This is a genomic window from Streptomyces sp. SLBN-31 (assembly GCF_006715395.1).
Taxonomy (GTDB): Bacteria; Actinomycetota; Actinomycetes; order Streptomycetales; family Streptomycetaceae; genus Streptomyces.
In genome coordinates, this window is sequence record NZ_VFNC01000002.1 from 1,834,199 (window position 1) to 1,859,142 (window position 24,944).

Annotated in this window: 22 protein-coding genes; 10 read left to right on the top strand and 12 right to left on the bottom strand. The window is 71.9% G+C overall.

All coding sequences use genetic code 11. The features are described from left to right. The first annotated feature begins 2 nt into the window (after positions 1-2). Positions 3-689: a gamma-glutamyl-gamma-aminobutyrate hydrolase family protein gene (locus FBY22_RS28450; protein WP_142150677.1), complete on the top strand. Its 687-nt coding sequence runs from the start codon at positions 3-5 to the stop codon at positions 687-689. Here FBY22_RS28450 and FBY22_RS28455 read toward each other — a convergent pair. After that, positions 658-1,626, bottom strand: coding sequence for an aminoglycoside phosphotransferase family protein (locus tag FBY22_RS28455; RefSeq protein ID WP_142150679.1), 969 nt, complete (start codon positions 1,624-1,626; stop codon positions 658-660). The genes FBY22_RS28450 and FBY22_RS28455 overlap by 32 nt on opposite strands. A gap of 89 nt (positions 1,627-1,715) precedes the next feature. On the opposite strand from FBY22_RS28455, the gene denD reads away from it, so the two are divergent. Further along, positions 1,716-2,720 (top strand): D-erythronate dehydrogenase, encoded by a 1,005-nt coding sequence (denD, locus tag FBY22_RS28460; RefSeq protein ID WP_142150681.1) that lies wholly within the window; start codon positions 1,716-1,718, stop codon positions 2,718-2,720. Positions 2,721-2,827: 107 nt separating this feature from the next. On the opposite strand, the gene FBY22_RS28465 is transcribed toward denD, so the two are convergent. After that, complete coding sequence (locus FBY22_RS28465) at positions 2,828-3,763, bottom strand: LysR family transcriptional regulator (protein ID WP_142150683.1); 936 nt, start codon at positions 3,761-3,763, stop codon at positions 2,828-2,830. 70 nt (positions 3,764-3,833) lie between these two features. Here FBY22_RS28465 and FBY22_RS28470 point away from each other — a divergent pair, with 70 nt between their 5' ends. Then, positions 3,834-4,997: a TDT family transporter gene (locus FBY22_RS28470; protein ID WP_142150685.1), complete on the top strand. Its 1,164-nt coding sequence runs from the start codon at positions 3,834-3,836 to the stop codon at positions 4,995-4,997. Here FBY22_RS28470 and FBY22_RS28475 read toward each other — a convergent pair. The 4 genes from FBY22_RS28475 to FBY22_RS28490 form a co-directional block, all read right to left on the bottom strand. Beyond that, positions 4,909-5,634, bottom strand: a complete 726-nt coding sequence (locus tag FBY22_RS28475) for a helical backbone metal receptor (protein ID WP_142150687.1) — start codon at positions 5,632-5,634, stop codon at positions 4,909-4,911. The two genes, FBY22_RS28470 and FBY22_RS28475, sit on opposite strands and share 89 nt — an antisense overlap. Next, the gene (locus tag FBY22_RS28480) at positions 5,634-6,209 is read right to left on the bottom strand and encodes a helix-turn-helix domain-containing protein (RefSeq protein ID WP_142150689.1); all 576 of its coding nucleotides are present in this window, start codon (positions 6,207-6,209) and stop codon (positions 5,634-5,636) included. Before FBY22_RS28480 ends, FBY22_RS28475 begins: the two co-directional genes overlap by 1 nt. A gap of 345 nt (positions 6,210-6,554) precedes the next feature. Further along, a complete protein-coding gene (locus tag FBY22_RS28485) occupies positions 6,555-9,167 on the bottom strand; it encodes an ABC transporter permease/substrate binding protein (protein ID WP_142150691.1) in 2,613 nt (870 codons plus the stop codon). Then, positions 9,160-10,212, bottom strand: a complete 1,053-nt coding sequence (locus FBY22_RS28490) for a glycine betaine/L-proline ABC transporter ATP-binding protein (protein WP_142150693.1) — start codon at positions 10,210-10,212, stop codon at positions 9,160-9,162. Before FBY22_RS28490 ends, FBY22_RS28485 begins: the two co-directional genes overlap by 8 nt. A 143-nt stretch (positions 10,213-10,355) precedes the next feature. On the opposite strand from FBY22_RS28490, the gene FBY22_RS28495 reads away from it, so the two are divergent. From FBY22_RS28495 to FBY22_RS28505, 3 genes are all read left to right on the top strand, one after another. After that, positions 10,356-10,709 carry a hypothetical protein gene (locus FBY22_RS28495; protein ID WP_142150695.1) on the top strand — a complete coding sequence of 118 codons (354 nt, stop codon included), beginning with the start codon at positions 10,356-10,358 and terminating at the stop codon, positions 10,707-10,709. Between the two features lie 29 nt (positions 10,710-10,738). Further along, positions 10,739-11,659 (top strand): 5'-3' exonuclease H3TH domain-containing protein, encoded by a 921-nt coding sequence (locus FBY22_RS28500; RefSeq protein ID WP_399211973.1) that lies wholly within the window; start codon positions 10,739-10,741, stop codon positions 11,657-11,659. Positions 11,660-11,771: 112 nt separating this feature from the next. Beyond that, positions 11,772-12,620: a siderophore-interacting protein gene (locus FBY22_RS28505; protein WP_142150698.1), complete on the top strand. Its 849-nt coding sequence runs from the start codon at positions 11,772-11,774 to the stop codon at positions 12,618-12,620. 90 nt (positions 12,621-12,710) lie between these two features. Here FBY22_RS28505 and FBY22_RS28510 read toward each other — a convergent pair whose 3' ends face one another. The 3 genes from FBY22_RS28510 to FBY22_RS28520 all read right to left on the bottom strand — a co-directional run bounded on the left by FBY22_RS28510 (position 12,711) and on the right by FBY22_RS28520 (position 15,345). Continuing rightward, a complete protein-coding gene (locus tag FBY22_RS28510) occupies positions 12,711-13,487 on the bottom strand; it encodes an ABC transporter permease (protein WP_142150700.1) in 777 nt (258 codons plus the stop codon). Beyond that, positions 13,484-14,500 (bottom strand): ATP-binding cassette domain-containing protein, encoded by a 1,017-nt coding sequence (locus tag FBY22_RS28515; RefSeq protein WP_142150702.1) that lies wholly within the window; start codon positions 14,498-14,500, stop codon positions 13,484-13,486. The genes FBY22_RS28510 and FBY22_RS28515 overlap by 4 nt, the downstream gene beginning before the upstream one ends. A gap of 212 nt (positions 14,501-14,712) precedes the next feature. Then, complete coding sequence (locus tag FBY22_RS28520; protein ID WP_142150704.1) at positions 14,713-15,345, bottom strand: PadR family transcriptional regulator; 633 nt, start codon at positions 15,343-15,345, stop codon at positions 14,713-14,715. A 220-nt stretch (positions 15,346-15,565) separates the two neighbouring features. Between FBY22_RS28520 and FBY22_RS28525 the strand changes: the two genes are divergently transcribed. Further along, positions 15,566-17,083: an amino acid permease gene (locus FBY22_RS28525; protein ID WP_260845198.1), complete on the top strand. Its 1,518-nt coding sequence runs from the start codon at positions 15,566-15,568 to the stop codon at positions 17,081-17,083. On the opposite strand, the gene FBY22_RS28530 is transcribed toward FBY22_RS28525, so the two are convergent. Both FBY22_RS28530 and FBY22_RS28535 read right to left on the bottom strand, forming a co-directional pair. Beyond that, positions 17,080-17,661 (bottom strand): GNAT family N-acetyltransferase, encoded by a 582-nt coding sequence (locus FBY22_RS28530; protein WP_399211976.1) that lies wholly within the window; start codon positions 17,659-17,661, stop codon positions 17,080-17,082. The two genes, FBY22_RS28525 and FBY22_RS28530, sit on opposite strands and share 4 nt — an antisense overlap. 57 nt (positions 17,662-17,718) lie before the next feature. Then, a complete protein-coding gene (locus FBY22_RS28535) occupies positions 17,719-19,158 on the bottom strand; it encodes a cytochrome P450 (RefSeq protein ID WP_142150710.1) in 1,440 nt (479 codons plus the stop codon). Between the two features lie 507 nt (positions 19,159-19,665). Here FBY22_RS28535 and FBY22_RS28540 point away from each other — a divergent pair. The 3 genes from FBY22_RS28540 to FBY22_RS28550 all read left to right on the top strand — a co-directional run bounded on the left by FBY22_RS28540 (position 19,666) and on the right by FBY22_RS28550 (position 23,382). Further along, the gene (locus FBY22_RS28540) at positions 19,666-21,201 is read left to right on the top strand and encodes a prenyltransferase/squalene oxidase repeat-containing protein (RefSeq protein ID WP_142150712.1); all 1,536 of its coding nucleotides are present in this window, start codon (positions 19,666-19,668) and stop codon (positions 21,199-21,201) included. Positions 21,202-21,320: 119 nt separating this feature from the next. Continuing rightward, positions 21,321-22,397 (top strand): terpene synthase family protein, encoded by a 1,077-nt coding sequence (locus FBY22_RS28545; RefSeq protein ID WP_142150714.1) that lies wholly within the window; start codon positions 21,321-21,323, stop codon positions 22,395-22,397. 43 nt (positions 22,398-22,440) lie between these two features. After that, the gene (locus FBY22_RS28550; protein ID WP_142150716.1) at positions 22,441-23,382 is read left to right on the top strand and encodes an RluA family pseudouridine synthase; all 942 of its coding nucleotides are present in this window, start codon (positions 22,441-22,443) and stop codon (positions 23,380-23,382) included. A 17-nt stretch (positions 23,383-23,399) separates the two neighbouring features. Here the strand turns inward: FBY22_RS28550 and FBY22_RS28555 are convergent, their stop codons facing one another. Next, on the bottom strand, positions 23,400-24,893 hold the full coding sequence (locus FBY22_RS28555; RefSeq protein WP_142150718.1) for a cytochrome P450: 1,494 nt from the start codon (positions 24,891-24,893) through the stop codon (positions 23,400-23,402). Positions 24,894-24,944 lie beyond the last annotated feature (51 nt).

Below are 24,944 nucleotides of genomic sequence, written 5' to 3' on the forward strand. Positions count from 1 at the left end.
GCATGGCGGGCAGGCCGCTGATCGGCGTCAGCACGTATCTGGAGGCCGGGGCGCGCTGGGGCGTGTGGGAGCTGGAGGCGGCGCTGCTGCCGGCCGGCTATCCGCGGCTGGTGCAGCGGGCCGGCGGGCTGGCCGCGATGCTGCCGCCGGACGCCCCGGAGCAGGCGGCGGCGGCCGTCGCCCGGCTCGACGGGCTGGTGATCGCGGGCGGCCCTGACGTCGAGCCGGTGCGGTACGGCGCCGAGCCCGACCCCCGTACCGGCCCGCCGGCCCGGGCCAGGGACGCCTGGGAGCTGGCGCTGATCGAGGCGGCGCTGGCCGCGCGTCTGCCGCTGCTGGGCGTCTGCCGGGGCATGCAGCTGCTGAACGTCGCGCTCGGCGGCACACTCGTGCAGCACATCGACGGCCACGCGGTGGAGGTCGGCGTCTTCGGCCGGCATTCGGTCAAGCCGGTGCCGGGCACGCGGTACGCCGAGATCGCCCCGGAGGAGACGTCCGTACCGACCTACCACCACCAGGCCCTGGACCGGCTCGGCACGGGCCTGATGCCGTCGGCCTACGCGGCGGACGGCACGGTGGAGGCCGTGGAGGTGCCCACCGCCGACCGCTGGGTCCTCGGTGTGCAGTGGCATCCCGAGATGGGCGACGACCTGCGGGTCATGCAGGCCCTGGTGCGAGCCGCCTCCTGAGCCAGGCCGTGGCGGCCTCGCCCTGGGCGCGCTGGAAGGCGCGCAGGGTGGGCAGCCCTGGCGGGGCCGGCCGCAGGGAGTGCTCCACGAAGAAGCCCGCGACGGCGGCGAGCGTGGCGGTGACGCCGTCTGGGTCCGCGCCCCGGGCCAGCGGGTGTGCGGTGAACACCTCCTCCGGGTCCGGGCCGCCCTGCGCGCGCACGCACGGCAGCATGACCAGCAGGTCGAACCAGGGTGCGGCGCGCACGGCGTGCGGCCAGTCCACGAAAACCACGCGGCCGTCGGCGGTCAACAGCATGTTGTCGGCGCGCAGGTCGGCGTGGGCGAGGGTGTCGCCGGCGGCGGCGTCCGGCCAGCCGTCGGCGAGGTCGGCGAGGTGGGCCAGCCGGTCGAGGGTCCAGGCGTCGAGGCGTCCGCGCAGTTCCTCCCGCGGCCGGGCGCACAGCCGCCGCCAGCCGGAGAAGTCCTCGGCGAGCGCCTCGGCGACGGGCGGCGCGGCCACGGGGGACGGCGTGAGCCTGCGGCCGAGCTCGGCCACCGCGTCCAGCACGAGCCTCAACTCCCGCTCCCGCCAGGGGACATGGGGCTGGCGGCCGTCGACCTCCTCGAAGACGAGCGCGACCCAGGTGCCGTCGTCGTGGCTGCCGAGGAGGCGCGGGGCGGGGACGGCGGGCGGCAGCGCGGCGGCGTTGCGGGCCTCGGCGCGGTGCAGGGCCGGGCTGTGGGGGTTGGTGTGCGCGCTGACGGCCTTGACGAAGGCGCGGCGGCCGTGCCCGGTGGTGACGCGGCTGGCGACCCCTGGGGAGAAACCGCCGGTCTGGGTCTCGGCGTGCACGACGGCCCCGCCGAGCACACGGGCGACCGCGTCGCGTACGGCTGCGGGTAGTTCCTCCCAGGGGGTGCGGACACCGGAGGCGGGCGGTGCGGTGGGGTTCATGCGCGCCATGGTGCGTGCCGGGCGACGGGCGGCGCCACCGCGTTTCCGCACGGGGATGATCCGACCGTCTCCTGGGCAGGAAGCAGCGCATGAGGATCGTGGTCACGGGCGGATTCGGTTTCCTGGGCGGCCGGCTGGGAGCCGCCCTGCTCGCGCGGGGCACCCTCCGTGGGGAGCCCATCGGCCGGCTGGTGCTCGCGGACCGGATCGTGCCGCAGGAGTCCCCACTGCCGTCCGACTCACGCGTACGGGTGGTGCACGGCGAGCTGGCCGACCGGCTCGACGAGGTGTTCGCCGAGCCGGTCGACGTGGTCTTCCACCTCGCCGCCGCGGTCTCGGCCGAGTGCGAGGCCGACTTCGACCTCGGCATGCGCGCCAACCTGGACACCACCCGCGCGCTGCTGGAGGCCGCACGGGCCCAGTCGGAGTCCGGCGGACCGGTGCCGCGGCTGGTGTTCTCCAGCAGCGTCGCCGTCTACGGCGGCGACCCTGCGCTGCCTCTGCCCCCGGTGGTCGACGAGTCGACACTCCCCTTGCCGCGGACGAGTTACGGCACCCAGAAACTGGTCTGCGAGCAGCTCGTCGCGGACTTCACGCGGCGCGGTTTCGTCGACGGGCGCGTGGCCCGGCTGATGACGGTGTCGGTGCGGCCGGGCAGGCCCAACGCCGCCGCGTCCGGTTTCCTCTCCGGAATCGTCCGCGAGCCCCTCGCCGGCCTGCCGACCGTCTGCCCCGTCAGACCCGGCCTGCGGGTCGCCCTGTCCTCGCCGAGGCGCACCGTGGAGGCCCTGCTGCGCCTGGCGGAGGCCGACCGCGGCACGGCGCCGGGACAGCTCACCGGCGCCCTGCCGGTCAACCTCCCCGCCCTGTCGGTGTCGGTGGCCGAGATCCTGTCCACCCTGCGGCGCGTGTCCGGCGACGCGGTAGCCGACCTGGTCACCATCGCCCCCGACCCCGCCATCGAGACGATCGTCGCCTCCTGGCCGGCGGCGGTGGACCCCGCTCGCGCGGCGGCACTGGGCCTGCACCCGGACCCGGACTTCGAGACGGTCCTGCGGGACTACATCAACGATGGGACGCGGCCGGTTCATTGACGCCGGTCCGCACACCCAGCCCGTCCGGCGATTGAGGACGAGGCCCCTTCAGGGCCGAAGCGGGGGTCTGGGGGCGGCAGCCCCAGTAACCGGCGCCAAGAGACCCCCTACCCGCGTGTCAACGACAGAAGATCCCGCGCCGGCCCCACCGGCCGATGCCCCGTCGGCCACACCGCCCGCAGATCCCGGGCCAGCGCGACCCCTTCCACCGGCACCCGCACCAGCCGCCGCAGGGCCAGTTCCTCCCCCACGGCGAGTTCGCTGAGCACCGCGGGCCCCGCCCCGCTCACCACCGCCGCCTTCACCGCGGTCGTCGAGGACAGTTCGATCAGCGGCCTGGCCAGCCCGCCCAGGGCCGCGTCCAGCACCTGCCGCGTCCCGGAGCCCTTCTCCCGGAGGATCAACGGTGTCGCCGCCAGCTCCGACGCCTCCAGTGGCCGCCGGCGGCGAGCCCACGCATGCCCCGGCGCCGTCACCACGATCAGGCGGTCGTGGGCGATGACGGCGGAGTCGAGACCGGCCGGCACGCTGACCCCCTCCACGAACCCCAGGTCCGCCTCCCCGGACAGCAGCCGCTCCGCCACCGCCGTCGAGTTGCCGGCCAGCAGGGACACCGCGGTGTCCGGCCGCCCCGCCCGAAGGGCCAGCAGCCACCCCGGCAGCAGGTACTCGGCGATCGTCATGCTCGCCGCCACCCGCAGCCGCGAGTCCCGCCGGTCCCGCAGCGCCTGCGCGCCCGCGTCGAAGGCCTCCGCCGCCTCGACGATCCGCCGCGCCCAGTCCGTGACCAGCGCACCGGCGTCCGTCAGCCGGGACCCGCGCGGCGACCGGTCGACCAGCGCCACCCCCAACTGCCGTTCCATGGACCGGATCCGGCTGCTCGCCGCCGGCTGGCTGATCCCCACCTCGCGTGCGGCCCCGCCCAGGCTGCCCAGCCGGGCCACCGCCAGCAGCAGCTCCAGCGCGCCGAGGTCGGGCACGCGGTGCGCGAGCGAACCTCCGGGCTCCGGCCGGACAGCCGCCTGCTCCTCCACGTCGCTCATAACCCCAGCTTATGTCCTCATAGAGACATACTCCCTGGCCCGCGTCCCGCGGCGGCGGGACGGTGGTCGCATGGTCACCGCAGCCCAGCCCGTCACCCGGGCACTCCCCCGTGCCACCGCCGTCCGTCACCTCGGACCGAACTGGTACGCCGCCGTCATGGGGACCGCGATCGTCGCCACGGCCGGAACCGGCCTCCCCGTCCACCTCCCCGGACTGCGCACCGCCTGCGCGGCCGTCTGGGCGCTCTCCCTCGGTCTGCTCCTCGTCCTCCTTTCCGCCCGCGCCCTGCACTGGACCCACCACCGCGACCAGGCCCGGGCCCACCTTCTCGACCCGGGGACCGCACCCTTCTACGGCTGCCTCGCGATGGCCCTGCTGGCCGTCGGCGGCGGTGCCCTCACCGTCGGCCGCGACTGGACCGGCCCGCGCGCCGCCCTCGCCCTCGACGCCGTGCTGTTCACCGCCGGGACGGTCGTGGGGCTGGCGGCCGCCGTCGCGGTGCCGTACCTCATGGCCGTACGACAGGAGGTGACGCCGGGGCAGGCCTCGCCGGTGTGGCTGCTGCCGCTCGTCGCGCCGATGGTGTCCGCCGCCCTCGGGCCGCTGCTCGTGCCGCACCTGCCGCCGGGGCAGCCCCGCGAGACGCTGCTGCTGGGCTGCCTGGCGCTGTTCGGGCTCAGCCTGCTGGCCACCCTGGTGACGCTGCCGCTGGTCTTCGCCCGGCTGATCACCGGCGGCCCGCTGCCCCTCGCGCTGACGCCCACGCTCTTCCTGGTGCTGGGCCCCCTGGGGCAGTCCACCACCGCCGTCGGCAAGTTCGCGGACTTCGCGCCCGGGGTCGTACCGGCCCCGTACGAGGGGGGCCTGCGGGTCCTCGCGGTGCTCTACGGCGTGCCGGTGATGGGGTTCGCGCTGCTCTGGCTGGTGTTCGCCGGTGCCCAGGTGCTGCGGGCCCGCCGCGACGGCATGCGCTTCGCGATGACCTGGTGGGCCTTCACCTTCCCCGTGGGCACCTGCGTCACCGGCGCCGAGACGTTGGCCCGGCACACCGGGCTCGTCGTCTACGACTGGCTCGCGGCCGGGCTGTACGCCGGTCTCGTCGTCGCCTGGGCCGTGGCCGCCGCGCACACCGCGCGCGGTCTGCTCAGCGGCGAGCTCCTCGCAGCGCCTCGGCCAGCACCCGTGGCGCCCGCGCCAGTGAGGGCCCGTACCAGGTCAGGTGCCGTCCGCTGACGAGTGCGCAGCGCAGTCCGGCGAAGGCCTCCGGGCCGTCCTCGGGTGTGAAGCGGTAGGGCTCGTCGGGCAGGACGACGACGTCCGGGGCCGCCGCCCGCAGCTCTTCGAGCGGGATACGGGGATAGCGGTCGGGGTGGTCGGCGTACAGGTGGTCCACTCCGAGCCGCGCCAGTACGTCGCCCGCGAAGGTGTCCCGGCCGAGCACCATCCACGGCCGGCGCCAGACGGGGACGACCGCGGTGGTGCGCTGCCCGGGCGGGGGCAGTGCCGTCCAGGTCCGCTCCGCCTCGTCCAGCCAGCGCGGCCGGGTCCGCGCGCCGCAGGCGGTCACCACCCGGTCCAGCTCCCGGAAGGCCTGGGGCACGTCCCGTACCTCGGTGACCAGGACCTCGACGCCCGCCGCGCGCAGGGCGGCGAGGTCGTCCTCGCGGTTCTCCTCCTCGTTGGCGATCACGAGGTCGGGGGCGAGGGCGAGGACATCGTCCGGCCGGGGGTTCTTCGTACCGCCGACGCGGGTGACGTCGAGGCCGGCGGGGTGGGTGCACCAGTCGGTGGCGGCCACCAGGGCGCCGGGGACCGAGGCGGCGATCGCCTCGGTCAGGGAGGGGACGAGCGAGACGACGCGCGGCGGCACTACCGGGACCGGTCCTGGACCGCCTCGACGTGTTCGGCGACCGCGACGACGATCAGGCGCGCGTCCGCGACGGTCGCCCGCCAGCGGTGGCGCACCCCACCGGTGAGGTACAGGGTGTCGCCGCGGCCGAGGCGGTAGGCGCGGCCCTCCGCCTCGATCTCCACCGCGCCGTCGGCGACGTACATCAACTGGTCGTTGCGGTACTGGAATTCGCGGCCCGCGTCATGGTCGCCGGTGAATTCCGAGGCGTGCATCTGGTGGTGCCCGCGGACCAGGGAGCGCGTCCGGGGCTCCGCAGTGGGTTCGGGGCCCTCGGCGCGTACGACATCGACGCTGCACGCCGGGTCGGCGGCGGCGAGGAGTTCGACCGCGGTGGTGCGCAGGGCGTCGGCGACCTTCTCCAGGGACGTGCTGCTGGGGCGGGCCCGGTCGTTCTCGATCTGGCTCAGGAAGGGCACCGACAGGCCGCTGCGCTCGGCCACGACGGCGAGTGTGAGTTCCAGGGACCGGCGCCTGCGCCGCACGGCCGCACCCACGCGCAGGGGCTGTTCCTTGAGGTCTTTGTGGTCGCCCATCGCTCCGGCTCCCTCCTTCGCTCGTCGGTCGGTCGTCGAGGCCGTCGGGGTGCCAATGGCCCCGAAGGGTTCTCTGCACCTTACGCAGGTTCGGCAAACCGTTTCATGTGCCCGTCACACACCCGTAAACGAGGCGTGCGGTCAATGCGCCAACTATCGCCAGTAGACCAGTTCCACGGAGTCGACGGGTCCGGATTTCGCCTTCGATGCGAAGGGACTGACCAGCGGGTGGGGCGAGGGAAGGGGAGAGGCTTGGGGTCGGGGTAGCGCTACGTGGTTGGCCGGATCCTTGCCGTGCCCTTGGACACGGTGAGGATCCGGCCGCTAACGCACGGAGACCGGCCGCTACCGCGGGGTCATCCGGTCGGCCGTCCCGGGGTGTTCCTTCAGCCAGGCGGCGACCGCTTCCTCCTCGTGGCCCTGGCCGGCCCGGTTGATCTCGCTCTCCAGGCTGCCGAGCTCGGCCTCACTCATGTGGAACCCCTTGATCCACTCGGTGAGTTGCGGGTACCGACCGGGGAACTCCTCGTTGGCGACGGTGCGGATGGTGTTGCCCTCGCCGAAGAGCTTCCTGTCGTCGTGGAGCTTGGTCAGGTCGTAGCGGCTGTAGGCCCAGTGCGGCGACCAGAGCACGACGGCCACCGGCTGCTTCTTGGCGTAGGCGCGCTTGAGTTCGGCCAGCATCGCGGGCGTGGAGCCGTCGACGACCTTGTACTCCTCGTCCAGGCCATAGCCGGGCAGCACCTTGGTCTTGAGCAGGTTCATCTCGCCGGTCCCCGGCTCGATCCCGATGATCTTCCCGCCGAAGAGGTCCGCCTTGCCCTTGAGGTCCTCGTAGGACTTCACGCCCTTGACGTAGGAGGGCACGGCGACCTCCAGCGAGGTCGGCCGGTACCAGGTGCCGAGGTCCTTGAGCCGGTCCTTGCTCTTGTCCCAGTAGTTCTTCTGCGCGTACGGCAGCCAGGCGTCGAAGTTGACGTCGAGGTCACCGGAGGCCAGGCCCGTGTAGACGGGTCCGACGTCCATCTGCTTGAGGTTCAGCTGGTAGCCGCGTCGCTGGAGGACGTTCTTCCACAGGTAGGTGACGGCGATGTCCTCGTCCCAGGGGAACCATGCGACGTTCACGGGCCGTCGGGCCTCGGCGGGCGCGGCGCTGTCGCGCACCGGCGCCAGCTTGTCGACGACGCCCGGGTTCTTCTTCAGCCAGGCGCGGACGGCGTCCTGCTGCTTGCCCTTGCCGGCCTTGTTGATCTCGGCTTCCAGGCCGGTGAGCTGCTTCTCGTCCAGCTTGAAGTCCTCCAGCCACTTGGCGACGACCGGGTTCTCGCCGGCGAAGCCCTTGCGGGCGACGGTGTGGATGCCGTCGCCGGAACCCCAGGCGCCCTTGGGGTCCTTCAGCTTGGTCAGCTTGTAGTCGTTGTACGCCCAGTGCGGCGACCAGAGCGTGGTGACGATCGGCTGCTTGTCGCTGTAGGCCCGCTTCAGCTCGGCCAGCATGGCGGGCGTGGAGCTGTCGACGACCTTGTACTCCCGGTCCAGGCCGTACTCCTTGAGGACCTTGCTCTTGAGCAGGGCCATCTCGCCGGCGCCGGCCTCGATGCCGGTGATCCTGCCGCCGAACAGTGCCGCCTTGCCCTTGAGGTCGTCGACGGAGTCGATGCCCTTCATGTACGACGGCACGCTGAGCTCCAGCGAGGTCCTGCCGTACCAGGCGCCGAGGTCGTCGAGCCTGCCGCCGTACTTCTTCCAGTACTGCTCGTGGGTGGTCGGCAGCCAGGCGCCCGTCATGAAGTCGACGTCGCCCGAGGCGACCGAGGTGTAGAGCGGGCCCGCGTCGAACTGCCTGGCGTCGACGTGGAAGCCGCGCTCCTGAAGGATCTCCTTCCACAGGAAGGTGGAGGCGACGCCGTCGTCCCAGGGGACGTAGCCGATGGTGACCTTCTTGCCCTGGCCGACGTCCTTGGCGTCGGCGACGGCGGTGGAGCCGCCGGAGCCACCGCCGAACACGCCCATGCCGCCCGCGACGAGGGCGAGGATCACGACGCCGATCATGGCGACCTGGGGACGGGGGCGGTAGGACCAGATCTTCAGGCCCCGGGCGGCGCGCGCCCTGGCGGCGGCGCGGCGGCCGAGCGGGGAGACATGGGTGCCCAGGGCGCCGGTCATCCGGTCCAGGTAGATCGCCAGGATGACGATGGCGACGCCCGCCTCGGAGCCGAGGCCGACGTCGAGTTGGCCGATGGCCTCGTTGACGTCGCCGCCGAGGCCACCGGTGCCGACCATGCCGGCGATGGCGGCCATGGACAGGCCCAGCATGATCACCTGGTTGACGCCCGCCATGACGGTGGGCAGGGCGAGCGGCAGCTGGACGCGCAGCAGGGTGTCGCGGGGTGTGGTGCCGAACGCGTCGGCCGCCTCGACCAGTTCCGCGTCGACCTGCCGGATGCCCAGTTCGGTCATGCGGACGCCGGGGGCGAGCGCGAAGATGAGGGTGGCGACGATGCCCGCGGAGGCGCCGGTGCCGAAGAACAGGATGGCCGGGATGAGGTAGATCATCGCGGGCAGCGTCTGCATGAAGTCCAGGACCGGGCGGACAACGGAGCTGACCCGGCCGGAGCGCGCGGCCCAGATGCCGAGCGGCACCGAGACGACCAGCGCGATGATCGTGGCGACGAGCACGAGCGAGAGGGTCACCATCGCGTCGTCCCACAGTTCGAGGGAGTCGATGAAGGCGAACCCGGCGAAGGTGAGGACGCCGGCGAGCGTGCCGCGCAGCCAGAAGGCGAGCACGGCGAAGATGCCGGCGAGGAGCAGCGGCTCGGGGGCCTGCAGGACGGCGTCGATGCCGTCGTAGGTGCCGGTGAAGACCGTCTTGAGGAGGTCGAAGAGCCAGGAGACGTGGTTCAGCAGCCAGTCGACGGTGCTGTTGACCCAGTCTCCGAGGGGGATCCTAGGCATGGGCCGGCACCTCCCCGTCGCCGAGGAAGCCGACCAGCCGCCGGGTCGGCACCACACCCACGAGTCTGCGGTCGTCGTCCAGGACGATCACCGGGTGCGTCAGGCGGGCGCTGATCGCGCAGAGTTCGGTGAACGGCGTGTCCGGGGTCGCGGTCTCGCACCCGCTCTCGCAGCCGCAGTCGGCCTCGTCGCCGCGCAGGTCGGTGTCCATGACGGCGGACGCGGTCAGGACGCGGGAACGGTCGACGTCCTTGGTGAAGGAGGCGACGTAGTCGTCGGCCGGCCGGACGAGGATGTCCTCGGCCGTGCCGGTCTGGACGATGCGCCCGTCGCGCATGACCGCGATGCGGTCGCCCAACCGCATGGCCTCGTTGAGGTCGTGGGTGATGAAGACGATGGTCTTCTTCAGCGTCCGCTGCAGCTCGAGCAGCTGGTCCTGCATGTCGCGGCGGATCAGCGGGTCCAGGGCGCTGAAGGACTCGTCCATGAGGAGCAGGTCGGCGTCGGTGGCGAGGGCGCGGGCCAGGCCCACGCGCTGCTGCATGCCGCCGGACAGCTCGTCGGGCCAGGACTTCTCCCAGCCGGCCAGTCCGCACAGGGCCAGCGCCTCGCCGGCGCGCCGCTCGCGCTCGGCGCGGGGCACGCCCTGCACGGCGAGGCCGTAGGCGGCGTTGTCCAGCACGCTGCGGTGCGGGAACAGCGCGAAGTGCTGGAAGACCATACTGATCTTGTGGGCGCGGACCTCGCGCAGTTCGCGGGCGCCCAGCGCGGTCAGGTCCTGGCCGTCGAAGCGGACGTGTCCGGCGGTCGGCTCCAGCAGGCCGTTGAGCATGCGCAGCAGGGTGGACTTGCCGGAGCCGGACAGGCCCATGACGACGAAGATCTGGCCGGGGTCCACGGTGAAGGAGGCGTCGATCACGGCGGCCGTGGTGCCGTCGGCGCGCAGCTCCTCCCGGTCGGCTCCCTGCCTCAGCCGTTCGACTGCCTGGTCCGGTCGTCTGCCGAACACCTTGTAGAGCTGTTCGGCCTCAAGTCTCGCTGACACGCTTGCCTCTGGTCTCGGGGGCGGTGAACGGGGCGGCGCCTGCCCTGGTCCGACCGGCCCAAACGCGACAGTGGTCCGGTTCACAAGGGGTGCGTAGGATCGCCGCCGCTGCTTCACATCGCCATTCACCGGGGGGGACGACCGTGGACCGACCCGACGACAGACGCGCCTCCGGCTTGCGTTTCGCGACGGAACTGGTGGCCTGGATCGCGACACCGTGGGCGCTGTGGCCGTACTCCCCGCCGCTGGCCGTGCTCGCCGTGGTGGTGCTGATCGGCCTGCCGACCGTCTTCTCCACGCCCGGCGACAAGGCGCACGTCGTCGTCGCGGTCCCCGGCTGGGCGACCGTCCTGCTGGTGCTGCTCCAGCTCGTCGCGGCCGTGATGTCGGCGTGGTGGCTGATGCCGGTCTGGGCGGCCGTCCTGGTGTCGCTGCTGGCCGCCGCCACCCTGGTGAGCGAGGGTCCGCGCACCCGGTGGCTGCTGGCCGGCGGGTGACTGTCACTGCCGTGCGGCATGATGCGAGCGTGACCGGACGACTGATGCTCCTCGACACCGCCTCGCTCTACTTCCGCGCCTACTTCGGCGTCCCGGAGTCCGTGAAGGCACCGGACGGCACCCCGGTGAACGCCGTGCGCGGGCTGCTGGAATTCATCGACCGCCTGGTCAAGGACCACCGGCCGAGTGACCTGGTGGCCTGTATGGACGCCGACTGGCGCCCGCAGTGGCGGGTCGACCTGATCCCCTCGTACAAGTTGCACCGCGTCGCCGAGGAGCACGCGGCGGGCCCGGACGAGGAGGAGGTGCCGGACACGCTGTCGCCGCAGGTGCCCGTCATCGAGGCCGTCCTGGACGCGCTGGGCATCGCGCGGGTGGGCGTCGAGCCGTACGAGGCGGACGACGTGATCGGCACCTTCACTGCGCGCGCGAAGGGCCCGGTCGACATCGTCACCGGCGACCGCGACCTCTACCAGTTGGTGGACGACGCCCGGGGGGTGCGGGTGCTGTACCCGCTCAAGGGCGTGGGCACGCTGCAGTTGACGGACGAGGCGTGGCTGCGCGAGAAGTACGGGGTCGACGGGCCGGGGTACGCGGATCTGGCGCTGCTGCGCGGCGACCCGAGCGACGGTCTGCCGGGCGTGCCGGGCATCGGTGAGAAGACGGCCTCCAAGCTGCTGGCCGAGTTCGGGGACCTGGCGGGGATCATGGCCGCGGTCGACGATCCGAAGGCGAAGCTCACGCCGTCGCAGCGCAAGCGGCTGGACGAGGCCAGGCCGTACGTCGCCGTGGCGCCGAAGGTCGTCAAGGTCGCCGACGACGTGCCGTTGCCGGACGTGGACACGGCCCTGCCGCACGCCCCGCGCGACGCGGCGGCACTGGAGGCACTGGCGGCGCGGTGGGGGCTGGGCGGCTCGCTTCAGCGGCTGCTGACCACTCTGGATGCGTAAACAATGTTCTCGTTTCGGTAATGGCCTGGGTAATGGCCCCTCTCTTTGAGGTGGTTCTCAAGGGAGTGGTGCTAACTTAGGTAAGCCTAAGCAGGGAACATGGGAGGCCGTCATGGCAGAACGTCCGGCTCGGAGGCCGCGGAAGCCTCATTCCGCGCAGGTCGTCCGCACAGAACGGCTGACCCCGCACATGCAGCGCGTGGTCCTCGGCGGCGAGGGGCTGGCCGATTTCGCGGCCGACACCTGCACCGATCACTACGTCAAGCTACTGTTCCCCCCGAGCGAGGGCGTGACCTACCCGGAGCCCTTCGACATGGAGCGCATCCGCGAGGAGCTGCCGCGCGAGCAGTGGCCGGTGACCCGGACCTACACGGTGCGGGCCTTCGACCCCGAGACGCACGAGCTGACGCTGGACTTCGTCATCCACGGAGACGAGGGCCTCGCCGGGCCCTGGGCGATGCGCGTCCAGCCGGGCGAGACCGTGCGCTTCATGGGACCGGGCGGCGCCTACGCCCCCGACCCGAGCGCCGACTGGCATCTGCTGGTGGGTGACGAGAGCGCGCTGCCCGCGATCGCCCGTTCCCTGGAGTCGCTGCCCGGCGGCGCCACGGCGCACGCCTTCGTGGAGGTGTCCGGCCCCCAGGAGGAGCAGAAGATCGACTCCGACGTCGAGGTCGTCTGGCTGCACCGCGGCGACCGTCCCGTCGGCGAGGCACTGCTGGAGGCCGTACGGTCGTTCGACTTCCCCGAGGGCCGGCTGCACGCCTTCGTCCACGGCGAGGCGCACTTCGTGAAGGAGCTGCGCCGGCTGCTGCGCATCGAGCGGGAGATCCCGCGCGAGGACCTGTCGATCTCCGGCTACTGGCGCCTCGGTCACAACGAGGACGGCTGGCAGTCCTCCAAGCGGGAGTGGAACGCGCGCATCGAGGCGGAGCAGGAGGGCGCGGCTCCGGCCGCGTGAGGTTCCGGAGGTTCCGGCGAGGTTCTGGTGAGGGGCGGCACCCGGTCGGGGTGCCGCCCCTCCGTCATGCGCTTGACCCGGAAGTCGGGTTCACACCGACCGCTGGTACGACCGGAACGTCCGGATCGACAGCCACACCGCCGCCACGGCGAGCGCCAGCAGCCCTGCGCCGCGGCTGAGCACGACGCTCCAGTCGGGGTGCTCGGACAGGGCCGAACGGCCCGCGACCATCGCCCAGTTCAGCGGGTTGAAGTCGGCGACGTGCCGCATCCAGGAGGGCATCTGCGACGGCGCCATGAACGCGGACGACAGGAAGGTCAGCGGCAACAGCAGGAAGGTGTTGATGCCGATGATCGACTCCCGCTCCCGCACCAGCATGCCCAGCGAGTTGGACAGCGCCCCGAAGATCGTGCCGAGCAGCACCGAGGCGAGCACCAGGATCGCGACGCCGCCGGCGCCGCCCGGGTAGTCCGCGCCACCCGCCAGGGCCAGCAGCACGATGACGACCGACTGGAGCGCGGTGACCAGGCCGTTGTTGACGACGTTGCCGTTCATCAGCGCGGCCCGGCTGACCGGCGTGGTCAGGAAGCGGTCGAGGGTGCCCCGCTGGATCTCCTCCAACGTGCCCATGCCGGCCCACATGTTGGAGCTGAGCGCACTCATCGCGACCACACCGGGGACGAGATAGGTGAGGTAGGTCGTGGTGCCGAAGCCGCCCAGCTCGACGACCTTCTTGAACAGGCCGCCGAACAGGAACAGCCAGATCACCGGCTGGACGAGCGTGATGACCGCGTACGCGGGCTGCCGTGCGAACACCATTAGTTGGCGCTGCGTCATGTACCAGGTCTGGGAGACGGCCGTGCTCATCGCGCACCTCCGGCGAGGACGAGGTTCCCGTCCGCCCCGGCGTCGGCCTCGGAGTAACGGCGGCCGGCGTAACGGAGGTAGACGTCGTCGAGCGAAGGCCGGGCGACTGTCGCGGCGGCGACCCCGACCCCGGCCCGCTCCAGGGCGGCGAGCAGAGCGGGTACGGCGGCGGCTCCGTCGTCGGCCCGGACGCTGACGCGGCGGCCGTCGACGAGGACCTCGTGCATGCCGGGCAGCCCGGTCAGGGCGCCGTCGAGCAGGGTGCGCCCGGCCTGGCCGACGGCCTCCCGCAGCTCCACGTGGACGGCGTCGCCGCGCAGTTCGCCCTTCAAGGCGTCCGGGGTGCCCTCGACGACGACCCGGCCGCGGTCGACGATGGCGACGCGCTCGGCGAGGCGGTCGGCCTCGTCCAGGTAGTGCGTGGTGAGGAGGATCGTCAGCCCCTCCTCCCCCGCGAGCCGGTCGATCTCGTCCCACATCGCCGTGCGGGCCTCGGGGTCCAGGCCGGTGGTGGGCTCGTCGAGGAAGAGCACGTCCGGCCGGTGGACCAAACCGAGGGCGACGTCGAGGCGGCGCCGCAGGCCGCCGGAGTAGCCCTTGACCGGGCGCCGGCCCGCCTCGGCGAGGCCGAAGCGGTCCAGCAGCTCGTCCACCCGCAGATCGAGGGCGGCGCCCTTCAAGCCGTAGAGCCTGCCCTGCAGTCGGAGGTTCTCCCGGCCCGTGGCGACCGGGTCGGCGCCGGAACCCTGGGCGACCACGCCGATCGCGCGGCGCACCCGGTCGGGGTGGCGCAGCACGTCGTGTCCGGCGACGGTGGCCGTGCCCGAGTCGGGCCGGGCCAGGGTGGTGAGGATCTTGACGGTGGTGGACTTGCCGGCGCCGTTGGGGCCGAGGAGCCCGAAGACGGTGCCCGGTTCGACGGTGACGTCCATGCCGTTCACGGCGGTGACTCCGCCGGCGTAGGTCTTGATCAGCTGACGCGCCTCGACCGCGGGCGCACGGGTACTGCTCATGACGACAGCTCTCCTGAGTGAGCGGATGACAGATGACGACTGATCCGCGTGGGGAGGGCCGGGCTATCCTGGGTGTGCCGCACCTCGATCGCCCGGCCTGCCGCACGGCGGAGTCGGTTCGGGGTTCGAGACCCCGGCGGGAGCTGCTGCAACAGCCCTGCCGGGGTCTGTTTCTTCCTGGGTGGTCCGGGTGATCCCGGCCATCGCATGATCTAGGTGATCTCCTCCATGAAGTCCGGGGGCAGCTCGCCCGTTTCGTGGAAGCGGCGCCAGGCGTCGACGCCGGGCAGTGCGCCGTTGCCGATCTCCTCGACGAAGCCGCGGACCCACTGCGCCTCGGCCTCGACCATGTGGAGGCGGTACTCGACCTCCACCAGGAAGAGCCGGGGCACGGACTCGTACAGCTTCTCCAGTGCTCCGCGCGAGCTCGCCGCCTCCACCTCCAGGGTCGTCAGCCGTTCCTTGAGCAGCCGCACCACCTCATCGGGGTGCACGGCCCCGAGGAAGGACAGCGCGCTCTCGAAGACCGGGTACTCCTTGGCGGGGACGGCCAGCAGGTCGGACAGCCACTCGGTCACCTCCTGACGGCCGGCCGCGGTGAGGCCGTAGACCGTGCGCTCGGGGCGGTTGCCCTGCCGCTCCACGTCGGTGACCTCGACGAAGCCGTGCTTCTGGAGGTTCTGGACGACGGTGTAGAGCGAGCCGTAGTTGATTTTCGTGCTGGTGTCCTTGCCCTGGCGGCGAAGGGTCTGCGCGATCTCGTACGGGTGCATCGGCTTCTGCCACAGCGTCACCATCACGGCGAGCGCGAGCGGGTTGCCGAGCTTGCGCCGCTTCATCGCCATGACCTCACCTCGCCAACGAATATCCGTGGCCGAACATATCGCGAATCTCGCACGAGCGTCAATACACACGATGTATCGCGTTTTCGTGTGCACGGCAAGCACGTGAGGACTTGGGCCCGCCCCCGACATGCCGGCGTGACGCGGCGGAAACAGCCCGTCCCTAATTTCTGTCGCCTGACAGGAATCCGCTCGCAGGACCGTGCCGAAGGCAGGTGCCGCCGTGCCGACAACCGACCATTCCCTCGCCGAGTTCGGCTATCGCCAGGAGCTGCACCGCAGCCTGGGCCGGTATGCCTCCTTCGCGGCGGGCTTCTCCTTCATCTCGGTCCTCACGACCGTCTTCCAGTTCTTCGCCTTCGGGTACGCCTTCGGCGGCCCCGTCTTCTTCTGGGCCTGGCCGGCGGTGCTGCTCGGCCAGCTGCTGGTGGCCGCCTGCTTCGCGGAACTCGCGGCGCGCTACCCCATCTCCGGCGCCATCTACCAGTGGTCCTCCCGCCTGTCGAACCTCACCTTCGGCTGGTTCGCCGGCTGGATCATGGTGATCGGGCAGATCGTGGTGGTCGCGGCGGCGGCACTGGCGCTGCAGATGGTGCTGCCGGCGATCTGGTCCGGCTTCCAGCTCATCGGCACCGACCCGGCGGTGACGTCGACGGACGGCGCGGCGAACGCGGCGGTGCTCGGCGTGGTCATGCTTGTGCTCACCACGATCGTGAACATCGTCGACAACCGCGTGATGTCGGTGATCAACCGGGTCGGCGTGACCGCCGAGATCATCGGCGCGGTCCTGATCGTCGTCCTGCTGCTCACCCACTCCGAGCGCTCCCCCGGCATCACCTTCCACACCGAGGGCGCCGCGAGCTCCGGCCTGCTGGGAGCGCTGCTGATCGGCTCCTTCACGGCGGCGTACGTGATGATCGGCTTCGACAGCGCGGGCGAGATGAGCGAGGAGACGCACAACCCCCGTCGTACGGCGCCGCGTACGATCCTCACCGCGCTGGCCGCCGCCGGTCTGCTGGGCGGTCTGGTCATCCTCGGCGGACTGCTCGCCGCGCCCAGCCTCACCGACGGCCATCTCGGCGTCGACGGCCTCAGCTACGTGCTGACCAGCAGCCTGGGCGACGGCGTCGGCAAGGTCCTGCTCGCCGACGTGGTGGTGGCCATCGCGGTGGCGACCCTCGCCATCCAGACGGCGGCCTGCCGGATGCTGTTCTCCATGGCCCGCGACGGAGAGCTCCCCTTCTCCGCACGCCTCGCACGGGTCAACCCGCGCACTGGCATGCCGAGCGCCCCGGCCGTGGTCGTCGGCGTCCTGGCCGCCGCGCTGCTCCTGCTCAACTTCGCCTCGCCGGACGCCTTCCTGGCCATCGGCACCACGTGCATCGTGATGCTGTACCTGGCGTACGCGATGGTCACCGGCCCGCTGCTGGTCCGCCGCCTCCGCGGCGAATTCAGCTCGCGGGGCACGGACGAGACGGGCGGAAAGCTCTTCTCCCTGGGCCGCTGGGGCATCCCGGTCAACGCCCTCGCCCTGCTCTACGGCCTCCTGATGACCGTCAACCTGGCCTGGCCGCGAGCGGCGGTGTACGACCCGGCGGGCGGCCACTGGTACTTCCAGTGGTTCACGGTCCTCTTCCTCGCCGCCACCCTCCTGACCGGCACGGCCTACCGCGCGTACCGCAGGGCCGCCGAGAGCCCGACTCCCGCACCGGAACCGGCCGTTCAGGAAGCCGCCGTCTAGTCCTCGCGCAGGCGGGCGTGCAGGTGCATGTCGTGCCACCCGTCCTGGTGGTAGGCGGCCCGGCGCTTGGTGCCCTCCAGGACGAAGCCGACCTTGGCGGCGACCCGGCAGGAGGCCTGGTTGGCGGTGGCGTGCAGGAGTTCGAGGCGGTGGAAGCCGATCTCGTCGAAGGCCCAGCGGGTCAGGGTGTTCGTCGCACGGGTGGCGACGCCCCGGCCCCTGGCCGCCGCAGTGGTCCAGTAGGCGACCTTGGCCTGCGCCTCGGCGAGCATGATGCTCAGCAGCGCCACCCGTCCCAGCAGCAGGCCGGTGTCCGCGTCGACGACGGCCCACTGCGCCTTGCGCTCGCCCTCCCACTCCTTCAGCCACTCCCGGACCCACCCGGCGGCCTCCTCCTCGGAGTCGCTGCGCCGGATGTGCCACTGATGCATGAGGGGATCCTGGTACGCATCGTGCACAGCGGGTACGTCCTCGACCCGCCAGGGCCGCAGAACCAGACCGTCACCGGTGGCCAGGAGGGGTTGAGGGGCGCGGGAGAGGGTGCCCTGGGGCAGGAGTTCGTCGGCGGTGTACGGCATGGGCGGCATCCTGCCGCCCCACCAGGGCACCTGCCCAACGCTTTTCGGGCGCCAGGCTCATGGTCGTGAGGCCGACGTGTCCTTCGGCCGCAGTGATCCCTCCCCGGGGACTGCCGAGCGCCTTCGGCCTTCGTGTCCCGCGACGTCCCGCGCGACGGTACGCATGAACAGCCCCTTGGGCCCCAAGGCGAGCGCATAGGGCGCCGCCCTGACCCGTCGGCCGGGCGTGGGCTCCAGTCGCCACCGAGCGGCGATGGTCGCGAGTGCGAGGGTGGCCTCCGTCAACGCGTACGCGTCACCGATGCACTTGCGCGCGCCTCCCCCGAAGGGCAGGTACGCCTCGCGGGGGATCGCCCCCGCCCGGTCGGGCCCCCATCGGTCGGGATCGAAGCGCTCCGGTTCGGTGAACAGGTCGCCGCGATGATGTATCTGGTAGGGGCTGAAGGCGACATCGGTGCCGGCGGGGATGTGCCGGCCACCGAGTTCGGCGTCGACTGTCGTGGTACGGGTCAGCAGCCAGCCCGGCGGATACAGCCGCATGGTCTCGGTGATGATGTTCCGGGTCACCTCCAGCCGCGGCAGATCCTCGAAACCTGCGACGCCGCCGGCGAGCACGGCGTCGGCCTCCGCGTGCAGTCGCTCCGCGAGGTGGGGGTGGCCTCCCAACAGGTGCAGGGCCCAGGCGAGGGCCTTGCCGATCGTGTCCGTACTGGCGAAGAGGAACGACATGACCTGGTCCCTGACCTCTTCGTCGGACAGCCGTGCCCCCTCGGTGCCGGGGCCGGCGAGATCGTCCTGGGCCGCAAGCAGCATGGACATCAGGTCGCCGTGGTCAACGCCGTCGGCCCGGTAGTCGGCGATGATGCGGTCGATGGTCTGCTGGGACCGGGCGTGTGCGCGGTCGTAGCGCCGCTTGCCTGGCGTGGGGACGGCATCGACATGGGGCGGCAGGAGCATGCGCCGGAACACGCCCTCCTCCAGCGTCACCAGATCGGCCGCCAGTGACTCCCGAAGGGCGGCGGGCGCGGCGGAGAAGATCGTCGCCGCTGTGGTGCGCAGACTGATCGCCGTCGTTTCGGCCAGCACGTCGATGGTGCGCCCGTCCTGCCAAGCATCGGTCACCGCGTGGGCCTGTGCGTTCATCTCCCTGGCGTAGCCCGGCAGGCGAGCCCGGTGGAACGCCGGCTGGATCATCCGCCGCTGCCGGCGATGGTCCTTGTGCAGGCAGGTGCCGAGGCCGTTGCCCAGGAACTCGCGGCTGCGGTCGAAGAGGAAGCCGCCCTTGTCGAAGGTACGGTCGTCCACGAGGACCCGGCGGACGAGCTCGGGAGCGCAGACGACGACGGGGCTGACGGGGCCGAGCCGGATGGTGACGATGTCTCCGAAGTCGGGCAGTGAACGCAGGAAGCGCAGTGGATCGCGCAGGAACCGCAGTGTGTGGCCGAGAAGCGGCAACGCCCCCGGCGCGACGACGAACGAGTAGTCGGCCTGCGCCATCGGTCCTCCACCGTTGTGGGTGCACATCCACCCGCACAGATCAGATCGCGCCGTGCCTCGAGGCCACCGACCGGCGAAACGGTGTGACCGACAACTGACCGCGGTCACAGGGCCGATGCCCGCGACCCCTCGGAAGGTGCCCTGTCAGTTTGGTACGCAAGCCAACCACATGAGGGCGCACGGAAGTAAGGTCTTGTCACATGGAGGTGCGGACCTGACCGTTCCTGCTCTTCACGCCACATCGTGCGCCCCCCGCTCAGGCCCGCAGCCCACAACTACCGGCTACACAAACCTCATTGCGAGACACACTGAGGCCCGCCAGTCACGACCGCGCGCGCTGGGGCGTACAACCACGCGCACCGCGCCGTGTGGCGGGCGGGAAGGTTGTCCCCGACGCTGTTCCTCGGCACGCCTTGATCGGAACCCCCATGGCCCTCACCTGCGCTGCGGAGTTGAGCCGTTATGCATAGTTCCCGTACCGCTTGGCATCCTCTGGGCGAAGCGCCTGTGCCGGCCCGCGAGACACGGCGCTGCCTGGACCGCGCCGCTGCCGCCTGTCTGGAGTCACAGCGGCCCAACGGCTCGTGGGCGACGCCCGCGCGCCCGCGCATTCTGGAGAACGCCCTCGCGGCCTTCGTCCTGGCCAAGGCGGAATGCGGTTCGCCGCACCACGACCGTGTGCGTGCCTGGCTCCGGCGGGCCGAGCCGCAGAGACACGACGCCTTCACGGCGGCGGCGGACGCGTGGCTCCGCGCCCTCGCCCTCGACGTCACGACCCCGCCCCCGCTGCCCGTCTTTCCACGCGACAGCGCCGCGTATCAGCGTCGCCTGTTGCTGCTGCGGACCCTGGGGGTGGCCGCGGGTGCGCCGGGCTGCTCCCCGTACGAGCTGCTGGACCACGCCACAAAGGCACTCGGCCACGGAGGCGGCGCCTCACTGACCGGCTGGCACCGGGCCCAGTTCCTGTCCGCCGCGATCATCGCCGGGCAGGCGGTGGGCCTGCCGGTGGACGAAGGCCTTGTCGCCGCGTTGGCCGCCGAGGAGGCCCCGGACGGCTCCTACCACGCCATGCCGCTGGTCACCGCCATGGCCTGTCTGGCACTGACCCGGGTCGCACCGGGGCGGGCTGCCACGCGGCGCTGCACGGCCAGGCTCCTGGCAGACCAACACGCGGACGGGACATGGCGGTTCACGACGTTCGACGTCTGGGACACCGGCCTGATGGTTCGCTGCCTGCGCGGCCACTCCGCCTTCGACGCGCTCGCCCGGCCCTCAGCGCTGGACTTCCTGGCCGACGCCCAGTCCCGGCAAGGAGGTTGGGGCAGTGTGTCGTCGGCGATCGCCGGCAGCGGACTGGACTGCGACGCGGACACCACGGGGAACACCCTGCTCGCCCTGGCCGGCACGGAACAGGGCCGCCGGGCCTGGCCGGCCGTCGCGGTCTACGCGCGGGAGAACCAGGACGACCGCGGTCTGTGGACCACATGGAGATCCTCCCGGGACACCGTGGCTCAGGACACCGTCGCGCACATGGTCGGCGGAATGCGTGCCCACGGCTGCACCGGGGTCGACGTCGGGCGGGCCGCTCGCTGGCTTGAGCAGCAGCACCGCGGTGCCCGTCGCTGGACCGCCGACTGGTATGTCTTCCCCGGTTACCCGGCCGCCGAGATCGGTCCGGTGGTGGGCTGGAGCACCGACGCCGCCCGCTCGGAGGCCAGGACCCTGGCGGCCACCCAGAACAGGGACGGCGGCTGGCCGGCGTTCCCCGGCGCGAGCGGTTCCAGCCCGGCGGCCACGGCCCTCGCCGCAACCGTCCTCGTCCGTTCCCGGATCAGCACGCCGCAGGCTCTCGCGCGGGCCGCCCGCTTCCTCGTCGAGACGCAACTCGGCGACGGCACCTGGGACGAGCCGGACCCCTTCATGAGCGGCCCGCGACCGTTCCTGACCGACGTGCCCGCCCAGGCGCACGCCCTGACCTGCCGAGGGCTCATGGATCTGCTGCGGCACCCGGAGGCGGCCCGGAGCCCACGGTCCGCGCCATGACCCGGGCCCCGACCAGCCCGCAGCGCAACGCACTCGCTCAGCCGCCAGGGCCCGTCCCGACCGGCCCGCCCGCCGTCGGCCGCCCACGCTGCGGACCGGCGGCCAGGAAGGGAGTACGCATGAACGAGCAGCCGCGTGATCCGCTCTCCATACCCTCGTTGTGGTGCCCGATCCCCAGCCGGATCCACCCGCAACGCGCCTTGGTCACCGAGTTCCAGCTCGACTGGAGCGTCCGTCACCGGCTTGTCGGGAGCGACGCCGAGTCGACGCGCCTCGCCGCCGCGGACATCGCCGGCCTCGCCGCCCGCTTCGTCCCGCGTGCCGGCCTGGCCGGCGCCCGGACCATGGCCGCCCTGCTCACCCTGACGTTCGTCATCGACGACCTCAACGACGAGGGACGGCTGCGCGGTCGGCCCGCCGAGTTCGAGCGCTACGCCGCGGCGCTCTCCCGGGCGCTCGACCGCGGCCCACTGGACGAACCGGCCGAACCGACGGTCCGGGCGCTCCATGACATCGGCCGGCGTCTGGGGCACTCGATGTCTCCCGGGCTCAGGGCACGCCTGGTCCGTGACTTCCGCGTCACCCTCGCCGCCGAGGTGCGCGAAAGCACGCAGCATGTCCGCCGGCTGCCGCCCGACCTCGACACCTATGTGCGCAACCGCCTCGCCACCACCTGGGTGCTGCCGCTCACGGACCTCGCGGCCGCCGTGGACGGCGCGGAACCGGCGCCGGCGGACCTGGACCGACCGGAGGTACGGGCGCTGACCGAGATGACCGGCCTCATCCTGGGCTGGGACAACGACATCTGCGGCTACGCCAAGGACCGTCGCGACGGTGTCGTCGACGTCAACAACCTGCCCGACGTCCTCGCCCGCACCACCGGCGCCGGCCCCGCCGAGGCCCTCGCCCAGGCCGTGGCGATGCGTGATCGGGTACTGGAGCACTGGCTGGGGCTGTGCGACCAGGTCAACGACACCGCGAGCCCCGCGCTGGCCGGCCATCTCGCCAGCCTCGCGTCCATGATCCGCGGGCACCTCGACTGGGCGGCGACCTGCCCCCGCCACACCGTCCCGCAGGGCGGCTCCGTCATCCGCATCACCCCCACGCGCCCCGCCCGCGAGCTCAGCGGCCCGGACCCGCTGAAGATCCCGTCGATCGCCTGGTGGGGGCGGCTGTCCAGCAGGGTCGCCGGGTAAGGGGGTACGAGGCGGGAGCCGGCACCTTCGTAAGCTGGACGCGATGAGACGCCGTACCCCGCCCCCGCCCTCTCCCCTGCCACAGCGCGACGGGGTGGATCCCGTGCGGGTGCGGTTGCCGCCCGCCGACACCTGGGCGACCGTGCGGGATCATCTCGTGGCGCGGCTCGCGCCCGGGGCCGCGGTGATCGACGGAATGTTCCACGCGGGGCGGATCGTCGATGTCACGGGACGTCCGGTGCCGTGGGACGCGGCGTACGTGCCGGGGATGTACGTGTGGTTCCACCGGGACCTGCCCGCCGAGGAGCGGGTCCCGTTCAAGATCGACGTCGTGTACCGCGACGAGCACGTGGTCGTGGCCGACAAGCCGCACTTCCTGGCCACGACCCCGCGCGGCAGTCATGTCGCCGAGACCGCCCTGGCACGGTTGCGGCGCGAGCTTGACATCCCGACGCTCGGGGCGGCGCACCGGCTGGACCGGCTGACGGCCGGCCTGGTGCTGTTCACCGTGCGTCCCGAGGAGCGCGGCAGGTACCAGGCGCTGTTCCAGGAGCGGCGGGTGCGGAAGGAATACGAGGCGGTGGCCCCTTACGACGCCGCACTCGACCTGCCCCGCACCGTGCGCAGCCGGATCGTCAAGGAGCGCGGGGTGGTCACGGCCCGCGAGGTCGAGGGCGAGCCGAACGCCGTGAGCCGGGTCGAGTTGCTGGAGCAGCGGGACGGACGCGCCCGGTACCGGCTGAGACCGCACACCGGTCAGACCCATCAACTGCGGGTGCACATGAGCGCGTTGGGGGTGCCGATTCTCGGCGACCCCCTCTATCCCGTGGTGACCGGCCCCGTGCCGGACGGTGATTTTCGTCGGCCGCTCCAACTGCTGTCGCGGGTGCTGGAGTTCGCCGATCCGGTCACGGGGCGCGAGCACCGGTTCGTCAGCTCACGTCTGCTGCGGGCCTGGTCGTCGTACGACGAGTGGGCCGACTAGCCCTCTCATCGGTCGGCTCAGTCGCCGCTCCACCACCGCAGGAGGCGCCGGAACACGTTCGGTCGGCCGACCGGTTCGGGCGCCGCGACCGGCGCCGCAGCCGGCATCGCGGCGGTGGGTTCCGGGGCGGCGGGCTGCTGCGGGGGGAGCTGTGTCTGCACGGTGCCGATCTGCCAGTCGTTCGAGCGCTGTGACGGCACCGGGGAGATGACGAGCCTCTCCATGACGTCCTGCTGGGGCTTCGGCGCGAACTCCACCGGCAGGGCCACCAGGTGCTGGTTGGAGATGGACGACCGCCAGCGCAACTCGTCCTCGTCACAGGCCAGTTCGACGTCGGGGAGACGGGTCAGCAGCGCGTCGACGCCGACGTCGGCGATGGCACGGCCGATGTCCTGGCCCGGGCACTCGTGGGAGCCGCCGCCGAAGGCGAGGTGAGAGCGGTTGCCCTGCATGTTGGCGGTGAGGTCCGGACGGACCCGGGGATCGACGTTGCCGGGCGCGATACCGAAAAGGAGGCCGTCACCCTTGCGAATGTGCTGGCCGCCCAGCTCGGTGTCCTGTTTGGCGAAGTAGCCGAGGATGGTGCTGAACGGCGGCTCGTCCCACAGGGACTGCTCGACCGCCTCGGGCACCGTCATCTGACCGCCGTTGAGCTGGGCGCGGAACCGCGGATCGGTGAGCACCACGCGCAGGACGTTGGCGAGGAGGTTGGCGGTGGCCTCGTACGCGGCGATCAGGACGACGCGCAGGTGCTGGCCCACCTCGTCGTCGGTGAGCCGCGCCGGATGGTTGATCAGGTGGCTGGTGAAGTCGTCCTGGGGGGCGGCGCGGCGGCGGACGGTGAGCCGCATCAGGACGTCCATGATGTACGCGTTGCTGGCGATGGCCGTCTCGCTGCCCTTGAGCATGTCGCGGGCGGCCTGCACGATCTGGTCGTTGTACTCCTCGGGCATGCCGAGGATCTCGCACATCACGGCCATCGGCAGGTACTCGGCGAACTGGCCGACCAGGTCGGCCCGGCCCTCTTCGCAGAACCTGTTGACGAGGTGCTGGGTCGCGCGGTTGATGTAGCGGCGGATACCCCGGTGGTCGATGGTGGACATGGCGCCGGTGACCGCGCCGCGCAGCCGCAGGTGTTCGTCGCCCTCGGTGTGACTGCAGATGGGCTGCCACGCGAGGTGCGGCATGAGCGGGTTCTCGGGCTTGACCATGCCCTGCCGCAGCGGGGTCCACAACCGCAGGTCACGCGAGAAGTGCGAGGCGGTGCGCACCATCTGCATGTTCTCGCTGTGGCCGAGCACCACCCAGATCGGCAGGTCGTCGTGCAGCAGCGCGGGGGCCACCGGGCCGTGCTCGGCGCGAAGCTCCTCGTAGACGGGCCTCAGATCCTCCGTCCCCGGACCGTACAGCCGGCGCAGCCCGCCGGGGCCGATGCCGTGGGCGGGGCAGCCGGGGGGTGGGGCGGTGAGGGGCTGGTCCGTGTCGGTCGGGGAGAAGGGTTCAGGCGTCACGATGGTGGCTCCGAAGCTGAGGTGGAATCAGGTGGGAAAGGAGAGGTCGAG

Coding starts and splice junctions, on each gene's coding strand:
- FBY22_RS28465 (WP_142150683.1), bottom strand. CDS start 3,763: ATGAGCGACGTGGAGGAGCAGGCGGCTGTCCGGCCGGAGCCCGGAGGT.
- FBY22_RS28510 (WP_142150700.1), bottom strand. CDS start 13,487: ATGAGCACGGCCGTCTCCCAGACCTGGTACATGACGCAGCGCCAACTA.
- FBY22_RS28505 (WP_142150698.1), top strand. CDS start 11,772: ATGGCAGAACGTCCGGCTCGGAGGCCGCGGAAGCCTCATTCCGCGCAG.
- FBY22_RS28455 (WP_142150679.1), bottom strand. CDS start 1,626: ATGAACCCCACCGCACCGCCCGCCTCCGGTGTCCGCACCCCCTGGGAG.
- FBY22_RS28545 (WP_142150714.1), top strand. CDS start 21,321: ATGAACGAGCAGCCGCGTGATCCGCTCTCCATACCCTCGTTGTGGTGC.
- denD (WP_142150681.1), top strand. CDS start 1,716: ATGAGGATCGTGGTCACGGGCGGATTCGGTTTCCTGGGCGGCCGGCTG.
- FBY22_RS28535 (WP_142150710.1), bottom strand. CDS start 19,158: ATGGCGCAGGCCGACTACTCGTTCGTCGTCGCGCCGGGGGCGTTGCCG.
- FBY22_RS28470 (WP_142150685.1), top strand. CDS start 3,834: ATGGTCACCGCAGCCCAGCCCGTCACCCGGGCACTCCCCCGTGCCACC.
- FBY22_RS28450 (WP_142150677.1), top strand. CDS start 3: ATGGCGGGCAGGCCGCTGATCGGCGTCAGCACGTATCTGGAGGCCGGG.
- FBY22_RS28480 (WP_142150689.1), bottom strand. CDS start 6,209: ATGGGCGACCACAAAGACCTCAAGGAACAGCCCCTGCGCGTGGGTGCG.
- FBY22_RS28515 (WP_142150702.1), bottom strand. CDS start 14,500: ATGAGCAGTACCCGTGCGCCCGCGGTCGAGGCGCGTCAGCTGATCAAG.
- FBY22_RS28550 (WP_142150716.1), top strand. CDS start 22,441: ATGAGACGCCGTACCCCGCCCCCGCCCTCTCCCCTGCCACAGCGCGAC.
- FBY22_RS28520 (WP_142150704.1), bottom strand. CDS start 15,345: ATGGCGATGAAGCGGCGCAAGCTCGGCAACCCGCTCGCGCTCGCCGTG.
- FBY22_RS28530 (WP_399211976.1), bottom strand. CDS start 17,661: ATGCCGTACACCGCCGACGAACTCCTGCCCCAGGGCACCCTCTCCCGC.
- FBY22_RS28485 (WP_142150691.1), bottom strand. CDS start 9,167: ATGCCTAGGATCCCCCTCGGAGACTGGGTCAACAGCACCGTCGACTGG.